Below are 13,050 nucleotides of genomic sequence, written 5' to 3' on the forward strand. Positions count from 1 at the left end.
CAGCTAAATTTGTCTATTGATATAGACAACTATACAAATTATACATATTACCTAACGCGAGTCCATGACGGGTGCGTGACAGGCCGGGGGGCAAAACATGATCGGGCATGATGTGGCCGACAGCATCGAGCGGCGCAGCGGCGTCTCACTGTGGCGCCAGATCGCCGACAGGATCCTGCAATCGATCGCCGCCGGCGATTTCGCCGAAAACGCCGCGCTGCCGCCCGAAGTCGCGCTGGCCGAGCGCTACGGCGTCAACCGTCACACCGTACGCAGCGCCATATCGGCCCTCGTGCAGGAGGGCGTGCTGCGGGCCGAACAGGGGCGTGGCACCTTCGTCCTGTCACGCAAGCGGCTGTCCTATCCGATTGGCGCGCGGACACGCTTTTCGACTGGCCTGCAGGGGCAGACGTCGGAACGGCACATCGTGCTGCTCGCTTCGTCGGTCGAGCCCGCCAGCCAGCGCGTGGCCGAAGGCCTTGGCCTTGCCAGGGGTGCCGAGGTGATCCGGTTGGAGACACGCGGCGAGGCTGACGGACGGCCAGTGTCGCGCGCCGCTGGATGGTTCGATGCCCGGCGCTTTGCCGGCATCGACAAGGCGATGGCGCAAACCGGTTCTATCACCGCCTCGCTCGCACGTTTCGGTATCGACGATTATCTCAGGCAATCGACCGTGCTCTCGGCGCGCCATGCCGACGCCGCCGATCTCGCCGATCTCGATCTGCAGCCGGGCGCCATCGTGCTGGTCACGGTTGCGGTCAACGTCACACCCGACGGCCAGCCGATCCAGTTTTCGGAGTCGCGTTTTCCGGCCGAGCGGGTGGAGTTGAAGCTGTCGGCGCTGTAGGGCTATCCGATCTCGATCACGGCCTTGATCAGGCCCGACTTTTCATGCGCCCAGCGTGCGAGATCTCCTGGCGTATCGGCCAGCGTGGTGCGGTGGGTGACAAGCTTGGCCAACGGCACGGCACCATTGCGGATCGAGGCCGCGACATGGTCGAAGTCGGCGCGCAACGCATTGCGGCTGCCGATCAATGTCATTTCTCGCTTGTGGAACTCGGGATCGGAAAAAACAATATCGTCCTTGACGACGCTGACCAGCACCAGCGCTCCGCCATGCGCGACGTGGGCAAAGGCCGATTGAACCGATCGCGTGTTGCCGGTGGCGTCGAAGACCACGTCGAAGCCTTCGCCGTCGGTCGCATCACGCACCAGATCGGACACGGGTCCTTGCGAGCCGTCGAGACTCGAAAAGCCGAGTTCACTCGCCGCGAAGACCAGTCTTTCGGTGCTCATATCGAGAAGTGTCACATCCAACCCGGCAATGCGGGCGAAGATGGCGGTGCCGAGCCCGATCGGGCCGGCGCCGATGACCAGGGTGCGGGCGCCAGGCTCGGCCCGGGCGCGCCGGACGGCATGCGCCCCGATGGCCAGGAATTCGACGGCGGCGGCGTCGGCGAGCGACAGGCCGTTGGTGGGATAGAGATTCTTAGCCGGCACCAGGATCTGTTCGCACATCGCGCCGTCGCGGTGCACGCCGAGCACTTCGATCCTGACACAGCAATTGGGCTTGCCGTGCCGGCAGGCGATGCATTTGCCGCAGGAAAGGTAGGGGTTGATGATCACCGGTTCGCCAAGGGCGAGGTCGACGCCTTCGCCCCGCTCGATCACGGTGCCGGAGACCTCATGGCCCATGATGCGGGGATAGACGAGGAACGGGTGCTTGCCCTCGAAGATATGGTAGTCGGTGCCACAGATGCCAACATGGCTGACCGCCACCAGAGCCCAGCCGGGAGGTGGGGCGCCGGGAGCCGGGTGGTCTTCGACAGCAAGGTCGCCGGGCGAGCGGCAGACGACGGCTTTCATGCTTTGATCCAGTCTGTTCAAGAAATCGCCGGCCCGCGCCAAGCCGGCGATCGATTGGAATGCGTCATTTGCCGCGGCGGCGCAGTCCGTCGAAGTAGACGATGATGATGATCAGCGCGCCGGTGATGATGCGCTGCCAGAACGAGTTGACGTTGAGCAGGTTGGCGCCGTTGTTGATGGTGGCCAGGATGAAGGCGCCAAGCAGCGGCCCGTGCACCGAGCCGACCGCGCCGAACAGCGAGGTGCCGCCGATGACCGAAGAGGCGATCGCCTGCAGTTCCCAGCCCTCGGCCTGGGTCGGGTTGCCGATGCCGATGCGGGCGGCGAGCAGCACGCCGACGAAGGCCGCGCACAGGCCGGACAGCGTATAAGCCATGTAGATGGTGCGCTGGACATTGACGCCGGACAGGCGCGAGGCCTCGGCGTTGGAGCCGACCGAAAAGAGGTAGCGGCCCCAACGGCTGTGATGCAGGAAGACATAGGCGGGCACACCCACCAGGATCACCATCCAGAACAAATTGGGAATGCCGATAAAGGAATTGCGCGAGAAGGCGGTAAAGCTGTCGCTGTTGATGTTGATCGAGTTGCCGTTGGTCATCAAAAGGCCGATGCCGCGCAGCGAGGTCAGCGTCGCCAGCGTGATGATGAAGGGCGGCAAGCCCATCTTGACGATGCCGAAGCCATGGAAAAGGCCGATGGCGACACCGACGAGCAAGGTGATCAGGATGGCGACCGCGATCGGAACGCCGGCATTGATCAGCATGGCGACGACGACGGTGGCGAAGCCGACCACCGCGCCGACCGACAGATCGATGCCGCCGGTGATGATGACGAAGGTCTGGCCGACCGCCATGATGGCGATCATCGAGCCCTGCCGCAGAAGATTGGCGATGTTGTTGCCCGAAGCGAAGCTTGGCGTCGCCAGGGACAGGACGATCCAGAGCAGCACCAGCAGCGCCAGCAGCGTCAGCCCGAACAGGACGTTGTAGTTGCGCTTCGGTTTTTCGGCGGGGATCGCCTCGATGCTCATGTCTGTCCTCCCAGTTTTTCTTGTTTCTCGGCGAGCGCCTGCGTGAGAATGTCCTCGTGACTGGCGGTGTGGAACCCGTGCGTGGCCACCAGCTTGCCGCGCCGGAACACGTGCAGCGTGTCGGCCAGTTCGTAGACCTCCGGCAAATAGGACGAGATCAGGATGATGCCGGCCCCCTTCGACAACAGCTCGCCGAACAGGCGATAGATCTCCGCCTTGGTGCCGACATCGACGCCGACCGTCGGTTCGTCGAAGATGAACAGCTTGGCGCCGTGCGCCAGCCATTTGCCGATGACGATCTTCTGCTGGTTGCCACCCGAAAGGCTCGACGCCAGCGCCCCGCGCGTCGGCGTCTTGATCCTCAGGCCGGCGATCTGACGGTCGGCCTCGGCCTTCTCTTTCGCATTCGAGATCAACAGATTGCTGGAGATGCGCTTGTAGATCGGCAAATTGAGGTTGAGGCCAACCGGTAAATTGAGGCAAAGGCCTTGGTCGCGGCGGCTTTCCGGCGCCAGTGCCATGCCGAGCTTGATCGCGTCGTGCTCGGAGTTGATCTGGACGTCCTTGCCTTCCCACAGGATCTGGCCGGCCGACTTCTTGTGACGTCCATAGAGCGAGGTGACGAACTCGCTGCGGCCGGCGCCGATCAGTCCGTAGAGGCCGACGATCTCACCGGCACGCACCGTCATCGAGATGTTCTCGAAGCCTTTGCCCGACAGGTTCCTTGTTTCGACGATCGGAGCGCCCGGCGTGAAATGCTCCTTGTGGTAGACCTGTTCGATCGAGCGGTTGATCATCATCTTGACCAGCTCGGCATCGTTGGTCTCGGCGATGTTGCGTGTGCCGACCAGCGTGCCGTCGCGCAGCACGGAAACCCGGTCGGCGAGTTCGAAGACTTCCTCCATGCGATGGCTAATGTAGATGATCGTCACGCCTTCACCCTTCAGGCGCCGGATCAGCGTGAAAAGCTGGTCGGCCTCCTTGCGGGTGAGGTAGGCCGTGGGTTCGTCGAAGATCAGGAATTTGGTGCCCCGCACCGTGGCGCGGGCAGCGGCGATCAGCTGTTGCTGGCCGATGGTGAGATCACCCAGCACGACATGCGCCGGCAGGTCGAAGCCGAGATCGTCGATGATCGTCTGCGCTTCCCTGACCATGGCGCGCTGCTGCAGGATGCCGAGACGGGAATTTTCCTCGCCAAGGAACATGTTGGCGGCGACCGTCAGGTGACGGCACAGCACGACTTCCTGGTGCACGGCATTGATGCCGAGCGCCATCGCTTCATGCGGCGTCGCCAGGGCTGCCGGCTGGCCTTCCCAGAGGACCTCGCCAGAGGTGCGCGGCATGACGCCGGTCAGGAGTTTGATGAGGGTCGATTTGCCGGCGCCGTTCTCGCCGACGATGGCGTGGATTTCGCCTGACTTGAAGGCGAGATTGACCGGCTTCAGCGCATGGGTGCCGGGGTAGCGTTTTTCCAGCCCGCGCAGTTCGAGGATGGTCCTGCCGGGTTCCAGCACGGGGGCCGGATGCAGTTCCTGCGCCGTCGGCGTCATGACAATCCTCCCAGATTGGCCTCGCGGTTGGCATTCGGCGAGGCTGCGGTCGTCTTTCAGGCGAAGGCCAAACGGGCTGATCGCCAAGCCGCTTTGGCGGCGGATGCTTCCGGGGCCTCTGGCCCCGGAAGCGGTTTTGAACGCCGGCTGCTTAGAGCTTGGGATTGAGCAGCGCGTCGATCTTGGGGTCCTTCATATTGGCCTTGGTCACCAGATTGGCGCCGGTGTCGACATTGGCCTCGACCTTTTCGCCCTTCGAGGCGGCGAGCGCGGTCTTGATGCCGTCATAGCCCATCCGGTAGGGATCCTGGACGACGAGGGCGGAAATGACGCCGTCGTTGAGGAACTTGATCAGCTTCTCGTCGCTGTCGAAGCCGACCAGCGCCAGCTTGCCGCCAAGGTTGTTCTCGGCGACGGCCTGGCCGACGCCCTGCGCCATGATCAGGTTGGAGGCGAAGATGCCCTTGAGGTTCGGATTGGCGGTGATCAGGTCGGTGGCGATGTTGAGGCCGGTGGTGGCCTGGCCGTCGGCGTATTTGTCGGCGACCAGCTTCAGGCCGGGATATTTTGCCTTGAGCTGCTCGGTGAAGCCCTGCTTGCGCTGTTCGAGCGAGCCGGCGCCGGGAGCGTTGGTGATCAGGGCGACGTCGCCCTCGATCTTGCCGCCATTGGCGGCGCCGATGGCGGCGGCAAGGCCGTCCGCGGCGACGCGTCCGCCCTGCACGTTGTCGGTGGTCAGGAACGAGGTGAAGGCCTTGGAGTCGGCGCCGGAGTCGATGCCGATGACCTTGACCTTGGCGGCTGCTTCATCGATCGGCTTGCCCAGCGCCTTGAACTCGGTGGGCGCGATCACGATCGCGGCCGGGTTGCTGGCGACGGCGTTCTCGAGGATCGAGACCTGGCCATTGACGTCGGTCTCGGCCTGGGCGCCGAGTTCCGGCACGTTGATGCCGAGATCCTTGCCGGCCTTGCGGGCGCCGGCCAGAACGATCTGCCAGTAGAAGGACGTGGTGTCCTTGACGATGATCGGGATGGTCACATCCGCCGCCGAAACCGGTGCGGTATGCATGACGCCGGTGAGCATCGATGCTGCCGCCAGGGCCATGACGGCGCGGCGGTTGAGAATGCTGGTCACGAATTTCATAGGATCCTCCCTAAGTCGCCCGGTGAACGTTAACGGAAGCTCCGTCCGGATAGGCGTGGCCCAAACAGAACTTTATCAATAAAAAACAGTTGCACCGTTTTGATAGTGCATCGATCCAGCCGATGCAAGCGGTGTTTCAGCCAGTTCTTCCAACTGCCCGACAATGACTCCCCCAGCGGCGGCTCTCCCTTGTCGCGGTCAGGCGCTCCCGTTTCCGTTCTGTGAAGGTATGGAATATTAATTCCATAGATCAGTCAACATGGAATGTTCATTCTTCTCTGGATCGCGACATCGTGAAGGCGGGTCGCGCGCCCGTGCACATCGCGACGATGCGCTTCAATGCAGTTCCTGCACCACCGTGTAGGGACGATACCTGGCATAGCCCGTCTCCGGCACGTCGATATCGAGCAGTTCGAGGTTGCGCGTCAGGTTTGCCAATTTTGCGGTACCGGTCAGCACAGTGGCGACCGCGGGTTCGTGCAAAGGAAACTGGAACGCGGCGGCGGGCAGCGGGTAGCCACCTTCAGCGGCGATCTTCTCCATGGCGTCGACACGGTCGAGAACATCGCGGCTGGCGGGCTGGTAGTCGAAATGCGCCCCTTGCACCGGCCCGGTCGCCAATATGCCTGAGTTGAAAACCCCGCCAATGACAAGCGAGGTCCGTTGCGCCCGGCACAGCGGCAGCAATTCGGCTTCCGCGCTGCGGTCGAGCAAGGAATAGCGGCTGGCGAGCAGGATGCAGTCGAGCGGCGCGCGGCGCATCACGTCGAGGCAGATCTGGACTTCATTGACGCCGAGCCCGTAGGCGGAAATCGTGCCGGCCCGCTTCAGCTCCTCGAGCGCCTTGAGGCCGCCGTCCATCAACTGGCGAAAGTGCAATTTGGTTTTCTCGACACCATGCGTGTAAACGCCGATATCGTGGACAAACAGGATGTCTATCCTGTTTAGCCCAAGGCGCGCATAGCTGAACTCGACCGAGCGCATGATGCCGTCATAGGAATAGTCGTAGTCCAGCGCGAAGGGCAGCGGATCGACATAGGAGTGGTCTGGCACCTGATCTTCGGGCACCGGGTGAAGCAGGCGGCCGACCTTAGTCGACAGCACATAGGAATCACGTGGCTTGTAGCGCAGGAAATCGCCGAAGCGCCGTTCCGACAGGCCGAAACCGTAGAAGGGCGCGGTGTCGAAATAGCGCAGGCCCGCCTCCCAGGCACCCTGCAGCGTTTCCATTGCCGCTTCGCGCGAACACGCCCGGTAGAGGCCGCCGATCGCGGCGCCGCCGAAACTGACTTCGGTGACCTCCAACGCGGTCTGGCCGATGCGGCGTTTTTCCATGCGCAACCTCCCTATCCCGGCCACTTGTCCGGCCGGGCAGTCTATCAGACATCAATCGAAATCAGAGCGTCGCGCCGAGATGCCAGGGCACGAATTCGTTGTCCCCGTAGCCAAAATCCTCGCTCTTGGTCTTGCGGCCCGAAGCCGTCTCGACGATCAGTTCGAAGATCTCCCGGCCCATGCCGGCGATGGTCTTTTCGCCGGAGGCAATGACGCCGCAATTGACGTCCATGTCCTCTTCCATCTGGTGATACATGGTCGAGTTGGTGGCGACCTTGATCGAGGGGGTCGGCCGGCAGCCGAAGCAGGAGCCGCGGCCGGTGGTGAAGACGATGACATTGGCGCCGCCCGCGACCTGACCGGTGGCAGAGACCGGGTCGTAGCCGGGCGTATCCATGAACACCAGCCCATTGCCGGTGACCTTCTCGGCGTAGCCGAAGACGCCGTTAAGCGGCGTCTGGCCGCCCTTGGCGACCGCGCCCAGCGACTTTTCCAGGATGGTGGTTAGGCCGCCGCGCTTGTTGCCGGGCGACGGATTGTTGTCGATCGAGGCGCCATGCTTGGCGACGTGATCCTCCCACCATTTCACGTAGCCATCGAGCTTCTTGGCGACCTCGGGGCTTGCGGCGCGATAGGCGAGCAGGTGCTCGGCGCCATAGATTTCCGTCGTCTCGGAGAGGATGCCGATGCCGCCGACGCCAGCGAGGATGTCGACGGCCGCACCCAGCGCCGGATTGGCGGTGATACCCGACATGCCATCGGAGCCGCCGCATTGCAGGCCGACGACGATCTCGCTGACGGGGATCGGCTCGCGCTTCAACTGACCGACTTCCTCGGCGATCTCGGCCAGCACGCCCATCGCCTTTTCGACCGATTTGCGCGACCCGCCGGCATCCTGGATGTTGAAGTGGCGCTTGCCGGCGGCGGCACCCTTCTGGCCGTAAAGCGTGAGCTGGTTGACCTCGCAGCCGAGCCCGACCATCAGCACGCCGCCGAAATTCGGGTGGCGGGCATAGCCGGCCAGCGTGCGGTGCAGCACCATCATGCCGTCGCCGGTGCCGCTCATGCCGCAGCCCTGGCCATGGACGATGGGCACGAAGCCATCGATCCCGGGATATTTCGGCAAAAGGGTCCGGTTGGCGGTGTCGGCGATCGAATGGCAGACGGTGGCCGAGCAATTGACGCTGGCGATGATGCCGATGAAGTTGCGCGTGCCGGCGCGGCCGTCGGCGCGGCGATAGCCCATGAATGTCCGGGCGCGGTCCGCTTCCGTCGCATGCTCGGCCTCGCTTGGCGGCACCACGGGGAGGCGGCCGGCCTCGAAGACCAGATTGTGCGAATGGACATGCTCGCCGGGCGCGATGTCCTGCGTGGCGCGACCGATCGCCTGAGCGTATTTGACCACGGCTTCACCCGCGGCAATCGGCTTGATCGCCACCTTGTGGCCGGGCTCGATGACGGTGGCAGCGAGCGCGCCACCCGGCAGCGCGGTGCCGATCTCGATGCGCCCATTGGCAACGGCGACATTGTCGGCGGGGGACAGAAGAATGGTATTCGAGACGTTCACGGGCGGTTTCCTGGGTGATCCTGGGATGCGCGGATTGACACGCGCCTGTTAAGAGTTAATGTCTTTTATCGTGAAAAAACAGTTTTGCGTCAATTGTTTTTTCACGGCGGTTCCGCCCTGGGTAAGTGGTGGCGCTGCAGACGATGGAACGTCATATTGCGCTTCAAGCCGGCCGCCGCAAGCGCTGGCGTGCAACGGGTCAGGGGATGTCGAAGAGCAACAACGTCTACAAGGACGCCTATAACCGTTGTCTGAGGCTGCTCGATGAGACGCGCAGCCTGCCCTCGGAACCGGAACTTGGCGCCTTGCTGGGAGTCAGCCGCACGACCGTGCGCAGCATCCTGGCGCGCATGGAAGAAACCGGGTTGATCGCCTGGAACAAGCGCGCCAAGACGGTGCTGCGCGATCCACGTGCGGATGATTTCTTTCCCGAGGAAGAGACCGACACGCTGGCCGAGATCATCGAACGGTCGTTCATGCGCAGGCTGCTGGCCGGCGGCGCCGAGGCCGGCATGCAGATCAACGAGCTCGAACTGGCGCGCGAGATCGGCGTCGGCACCACCAGCGTACGCGAGTTCCTGATCCGCTTCTCCCGCTTCGGCCTGATCGAAAAACGCCGCAACAGCCATTGGGTGCTGAAAGGCTTCACGCGGGCCTTCGCGCTGGAACTGACCGAGATCCGCGAAATGTTCGAATTGCGCTCGGCCGCCGCCTTCACGGCGCTGCCGCAGGACAGTCCGGTATGGGGCGATCTCGATCGGCTGGAAGGGGAACACCGCGTTCTGGCACGCGAGATCGCGACGCGTTTCAATGAGTTCTCGGAGCTGGACGAGCGCTTGCACCGGCTCATTCATCGCGCCTCACGCAACCGCTTCATCGTCGATTTCTACGACGTCATCGCCATGATCTTCCACTACCACTACCAGTGGAACAAGGCACAGGAACGCGAGCGCAACGAAGTCGCGATCGGCGAGCATCTTGCCTATATCGAGGCGCTCAAGTCGCGCGATCTCGGCAAGGTCGATGCCGCCTGCCGCAAGCACCTGAAGTCGGCCCGCCAGACATTGCTGACCTCCATCCCGGAAAGCCGGCCATCCCAAAAGAACTGATCCTGCCGTGTTGCCGCAGCATGGAATTGACGATTTTCGACCTCTGGCTGCCGTGGTAGGGATAGTCATCGATTTGAAGAGGCAAATGGTGAACCGCCGGGAGAGACGCTGGAGCATGCCGGTCGCGCTTGTCGCGGCCTGTCTGCTGTTGCTCCAGTCGACACTTGGTGCGTTCGCCTTCAGCATCGGGCCTGATACCGCGCAGCTCGATGCCTTCGGCAACGTCATCTGTACCCACGATGGCGCCACACAGCTTCCCGGCGGCGACCAGCACCCGTCCCATCCGCCGGCCTGCTGCACACTCGGCTGCAGCATGTTTTCGCCGGCCTATGCGCCGCCGGCCGATGCCAGGCTTGCACTTGCGTCCCTTTCCTTCGAGACCGTCGCCTTCGTCTTCCCGGCGACCACGCATCTCGACTTCGCCCGCGAACGCTCCCCATCGAACCCGCGCGCGCCGCCACTGGCGGCTTGAGCCTGCTTGCTTGCGGAACCTTTCGCGAGCGTACTCATCCAAGATCAAGCATTCGCGACCGGCGACGGCGCGATCATCACGTCGTGGAGCAACCATGTCCCATTCTTTCCGTATATCGGCGGGCACTGTGTTCGGCCGCACCCTGTCCCGCTTCAAAGCCGATTTCGGCATTGCCGCGTTGGCCCTCGCGCTTGTCTTCCTGGGCGCCCAGGCCGTCCTGGCGCATGAATTCAAGGTCGGCGATCTCGAAATCGAACACCCCTGGTCGCGCGCCACGCCAGCCGGCGCCAAGGTGGCCGGCGGCTATTTCACCATCGTCAACAAGGGCAGTACACCGGACCGGCTGCTGTCGATTTCCTCCGACGTCTCGGAAAAGGCCGAGCTGCATCAAATGGGCGTCAAGGACGGCGTCATGACCATGCGGCCAGTGGATGGTGGCCTGGAAGTCCCGGCAGGCGGCAAGGTCGCGCTGGCGCCCGGTGGCTACCACCTGATGTTCATCGGCCTGAAGCGGCAACCCAAGCAGGGTGAAAAATTCGCCGCCACGCTGACCTTCGAGAAGGCCGGCACGGTCAATGTCGAGTTCGCCGTTGAAGGGATGGGCGAAATGGGCGGCATGGACGACCACGCCAATTGATCGCGCCAATCACCAATTTTGAATCTGAGGGACCATCATGAACAAATATCTTTTGGCGGCCGGCGCGTTTCTCGTGCTGGGGACAAATGCCGCCTTCGCGCACATCACGCTCGAGACCCAGGAGGCGGCAGTCGGCTCGACCTACAAGGCTGTGCTGCGCGTGCCGCACGGTTGCGACGGCAAGGCCACGACGGCGGTGCGCGTGCAGATCCCGGAAGGGGTGATCGCGGTGAAGCCGATGCCCAAGTCGGGCTGGACGCTGCAGACCAAGAAGGGCAAGTACGAGAAATCCTACCAGCTCTATGGTCAGGCGGTTGCCGATGGGGTCAAGGAAGTCGACTGGAGCGGCGGCAATCTGCCGGATGAATTCTACGATGAGTTCATCTTCCGGGCGACGCTGACGGCCGACCTGCCCGCCGGCCAGAAGCTGTACTTCCCGGTGGTGCAGGAATGCGGCGATGCCGCCGCCCGCTGGATCGAGATTCCGGCGGCCGGACAGGATGAGGACGCGCTGGAGAACCCGGCGCCCGGCATCAAGCTCACGCCGAAGAAATAGCTTTTCTCCCTGGCGCTCTGCCTGTCGGAGCGCCGCATCCCCATGGCATGGCATGATCGCAATACCTTCCTGGATAGTCGATACGAACAGCAAGCTCGTCGGCTGGATTGCCGGCGGGCTGCTCGCCGCGGCCATGGCGCTCATCGTCATGGCCTCGACAAGCCAGGCCCTTGCCCATGCGGCGCTGATCAAGACCGATCCGGCCGACGGTGCGGTGCTGGCGCAGGCGCCAGCGCGGTTCTCGCTGACCTTCAGCGAGCCGGTCTCGCCGTTGGTGCTGACGTTGATGATGCCCGACGGCACCCCGGTTCCGCTGACCGACTTCCGTCTCGGCGACCAGACGGTCGAGATCGACAATCCGCGGGCGCTCAAATCCGGCACGCATGTGCTGAGCTGGCGTGTCATTTCCGCCGACGGCCATCCGGTCGGCGGCTCGCTGCTGTTTTCCATCGGCGCGCCAAGCGAGCCGCCGGCCGTCTCCGAGGCGATTGACTGGCCACTGCGGTCGGCGATCTGGATCGGCAAGGTTTTTCTCTACATAGGCCTTTTCCTCGGCATTGGCGGCGCGTTCGCCTTTGCCTGGCTGGCCGGGGCTGGCCGTGCCGGCCAGCGCTTTGTCGCGGCCGCGATCTTGTGCGGGCTGGTGGCGGCACCCTTGTCGCTGGGCTTTCAGGGTCTCGATGCGCTGGGGGCGCCGCTCTCCCATCTGGCGCAGCCGGTGATCTGGCGCACCGGGCTCGGCACCAGCTTCGGCTGGACGGTGCTGATCGCCCTGGTCGCCTTGGGACTTGGCCTGCTGTCGCTGGCCGGACCGCGCGCGGCCGCCAGGCCGCTTGCCCTTGCCGGACTGGCTGGCGTCGGCGTCGCACTCGCCGCCAGCGGCCATGCCAGTGCGGCCGAGCCGCAATGGCTGACACGGCCGCTGGTCTTCGTGCATGGCGTCGGCATCGCTTTCTGGGCCGGCGCCTTGGTGCCGCTCGGTCTCGCGCTGAAGCGTCAAGCGGCGGGCGCCGTCGAATTCCTGCACCACTTCTCATGGGCAATCCTGCCTGTGGTGGCCTTGCTTGCCGCGGCAGGCATCGTGTTGGCCGTGATCCAGGTGCAGATACCCTCGGCGCTGGCCGACACAGCCTATGGCCGGCTGCTGCTGGTCAAGCTCGCGTTGCTGGTCTTCCTGTTCACGCTCGCTGCCGTCAATCGCTGGAAGCTCACTGCTTCGGCCGAGGCGGGAGCGACCGAGGTGCAACGCAGGCTCACCCGCTCGGTCGGCGTCGAAGTGCTGATCGTGCTGGCGATCTTCGGGGTCGCCGCGGGCTGGCGCTTCACGCCGCCGCCACGAGCACTGGCGATCGCGGCGGCGCAGCCGGTTTCGGTCCACATCCACGCGCTGCAGGCGATGGCCGATCTCAGCATCACGCCAGGCCATGCGGGGCCGGTGGTCGCCTCGATGATCATCATGACCGGCGATTTCGGACCGCTCGACGCCAAGGAGGTGACGCTGGTGCTGTCGAAGCCCGATTCCGGCATCGAACCGCTGAAGCGCGCGGCGACCAGGCCCGGCGACGGCAGCTGGCGTGTCGACAACCTCATCATCCCGGTACCCGGCCGCTGGATGGTGCGCATAGACATCCTGGTCTCGGACTTCGAGATGGTGAAGATCGAGGCGCCGGTCGACATCAGACCGTAACGTCCCAGCCACACAATTGGGCGAGGCGGTTGACGCGGGCCTGAAGGGCCGTCAATCATTCAAGCAACAATGAGCGCAAGCTCGAAAACACCAGATC

General features: G+C 63.8%; 12 protein-coding genes. 6 read left to right on the forward strand and 6 right to left on the reverse strand.

All coding sequences use genetic code 11. From position 1 onward, the window contains the following. Nucleotides 1–97: 97 nt before the first annotated feature. On the forward strand, nt 98–847 hold the full coding sequence (gene phnF / locus FJ943_RS09750) for a phosphonate metabolism transcriptional regulator PhnF (protein WP_140661676.1): 750 nt from the start codon (nt 98–100) through the stop codon (nt 845–847). A 2-nt stretch (nt 848–849) separates the two neighbouring features. Here phnF and FJ943_RS09755 read toward each other — a convergent pair whose 3' ends face one another. From FJ943_RS09755 to FJ943_RS09780, 6 genes are all read right to left on the reverse strand, one after another. Then, entirely contained in the window at nt 850–1,866 is a 1,017-nt protein-coding gene (locus FJ943_RS09755) for a zinc-binding alcohol dehydrogenase family protein (RefSeq protein WP_140721086.1), read from the reverse strand. Between the two features lie 64 nt (nt 1,867–1,930). Further along, nucleotides 1,931–2,896, reverse strand: a complete 966-nt coding sequence (locus tag FJ943_RS09760) for an ABC transporter permease (RefSeq protein ID WP_015315661.1) — start codon at nt 2,894–2,896, stop codon at nt 1,931–1,933. After that, a complete protein-coding gene (locus FJ943_RS09765) occupies nt 2,893–4,446 on the reverse strand; it encodes a sugar ABC transporter ATP-binding protein (protein ID WP_140721089.1) in 1,554 nt (517 codons plus the stop codon). Before FJ943_RS09765 ends, FJ943_RS09760 begins: the two co-directional genes overlap by 4 nt. 151 nt (nt 4,447–4,597) lie before the next feature. After that, nucleotides 4,598–5,590, reverse strand: a complete 993-nt coding sequence (locus FJ943_RS09770) for an ABC transporter substrate-binding protein (RefSeq protein ID WP_015315663.1) — start codon at nt 5,588–5,590, stop codon at nt 4,598–4,600. Nucleotides 5,591–5,926: 336 nt separating this feature from the next. Further along, a complete protein-coding gene (locus FJ943_RS09775; protein WP_140721092.1) occupies nt 5,927–6,925 on the reverse strand; it encodes an aldo/keto reductase in 999 nt (332 codons plus the stop codon). Between the two features lie 61 nt (nt 6,926–6,986). Continuing rightward, entirely contained in the window at nt 6,987–8,492 is a 1,506-nt protein-coding gene (locus tag FJ943_RS09780; protein ID WP_015315665.1) for an altronate dehydratase family protein, read from the reverse strand. A gap of 206 nt (nt 8,493–8,698) precedes the next feature. On the opposite strand from FJ943_RS09780, the gene FJ943_RS09785 reads away from it, so the two are divergent. The 5 genes from FJ943_RS09785 (at nt 8,699) to FJ943_RS09805 (ending at nt 12,953) form a co-directional block, all read left to right on the forward strand. Further along, nucleotides 8,699–9,601 carry a GntR family transcriptional regulator gene (locus FJ943_RS09785; protein WP_140618928.1) on the forward strand — a complete coding sequence of 301 codons (903 nt, stop codon included), beginning with the start codon at nt 8,699–8,701 and terminating at the stop codon, nt 9,599–9,601. A 115-nt stretch (nt 9,602–9,716) separates the two neighbouring features. After that, complete coding sequence (locus tag FJ943_RS09790; RefSeq protein WP_140721095.1) at nt 9,717–10,073, forward strand: DUF2946 family protein; 357 nt, start codon at nt 9,717–9,719, stop codon at nt 10,071–10,073. A gap of 94 nt (nt 10,074–10,167) precedes the next feature. Beyond that, entirely contained in the window at nt 10,168–10,710 is a 543-nt protein-coding gene (locus tag FJ943_RS09795; RefSeq protein ID WP_140721098.1) for a copper chaperone PCu(A)C, read from the forward strand. A gap of 37 nt (nt 10,711–10,747) precedes the next feature. Further along, entirely contained in the window at nt 10,748–11,266 is a 519-nt protein-coding gene (locus FJ943_RS09800) for a YcnI family protein (protein ID WP_140721101.1), read from the forward strand. A gap of 52 nt (nt 11,267–11,318) precedes the next feature. After that, nucleotides 11,319–12,953, forward strand: coding sequence for a copper resistance CopC/CopD family protein (locus tag FJ943_RS09805; protein WP_140721104.1), 1,635 nt, complete (start codon nt 11,319–11,321; stop codon nt 12,951–12,953). The last annotated feature ends 97 nt before the right edge of the window (nt 12,954–13,050 follow it).

This window comes from Mesorhizobium sp. B2-3-10 (assembly GCF_006442275.1).
GTDB classification, from domain to species: Bacteria; Pseudomonadota; Alphaproteobacteria; order Rhizobiales; family Rhizobiaceae; genus Mesorhizobium; species Mesorhizobium australicum.

Bases quoted from the DNA above. Each gene is read 5' to 3' on its own strand.
- FJ943_RS09755 (WP_140721086.1), bottom strand. From the start codon at position 1,866: ATGAAAGCCGTCGTCTGCCGCTCGCCCGGCGACCTTGCTGTCGAAGAC.
- phnF (WP_140661676.1), top strand. From the start codon at position 98: ATGATCGGGCATGATGTGGCCGACAGCATCGAGCGGCGCAGCGGCGTC.
- FJ943_RS09790 (WP_140721095.1), top strand. From the start codon at position 9,717: ATGCCGGTCGCGCTTGTCGCGGCCTGTCTGCTGTTGCTCCAGTCGACA.
- FJ943_RS09785 (WP_140618928.1), top strand. From the start codon at position 8,699: ATGTCGAAGAGCAACAACGTCTACAAGGACGCCTATAACCGTTGTCTG.
- FJ943_RS09775 (WP_140721092.1), bottom strand. From the start codon at position 6,925: ATGGAAAAACGCCGCATCGGCCAGACCGCGTTGGAGGTCACCGAAGTC.
- FJ943_RS09805 (WP_140721104.1), top strand. From the start codon at position 11,319: ATGATCGCAATACCTTCCTGGATAGTCGATACGAACAGCAAGCTCGTC.
- FJ943_RS09765 (WP_140721089.1), bottom strand. From the start codon at position 4,446: ATGACGCCGACGGCGCAGGAACTGCATCCGGCCCCCGTGCTGGAACCC.
- FJ943_RS09800 (WP_140721101.1), top strand. From the start codon at position 10,748: ATGAACAAATATCTTTTGGCGGCCGGCGCGTTTCTCGTGCTGGGGACA.
- FJ943_RS09795 (WP_140721098.1), top strand. From the start codon at position 10,168: ATGTCCCATTCTTTCCGTATATCGGCGGGCACTGTGTTCGGCCGCACC.
- FJ943_RS09760 (WP_015315661.1), bottom strand. From the start codon at position 2,896: ATGAGCATCGAGGCGATCCCCGCCGAAAAACCGAAGCGCAACTACAAC.
- FJ943_RS09770 (WP_015315663.1), bottom strand. From the start codon at position 5,590: ATGAAATTCGTGACCAGCATTCTCAACCGCCGCGCCGTCATGGCCCTG.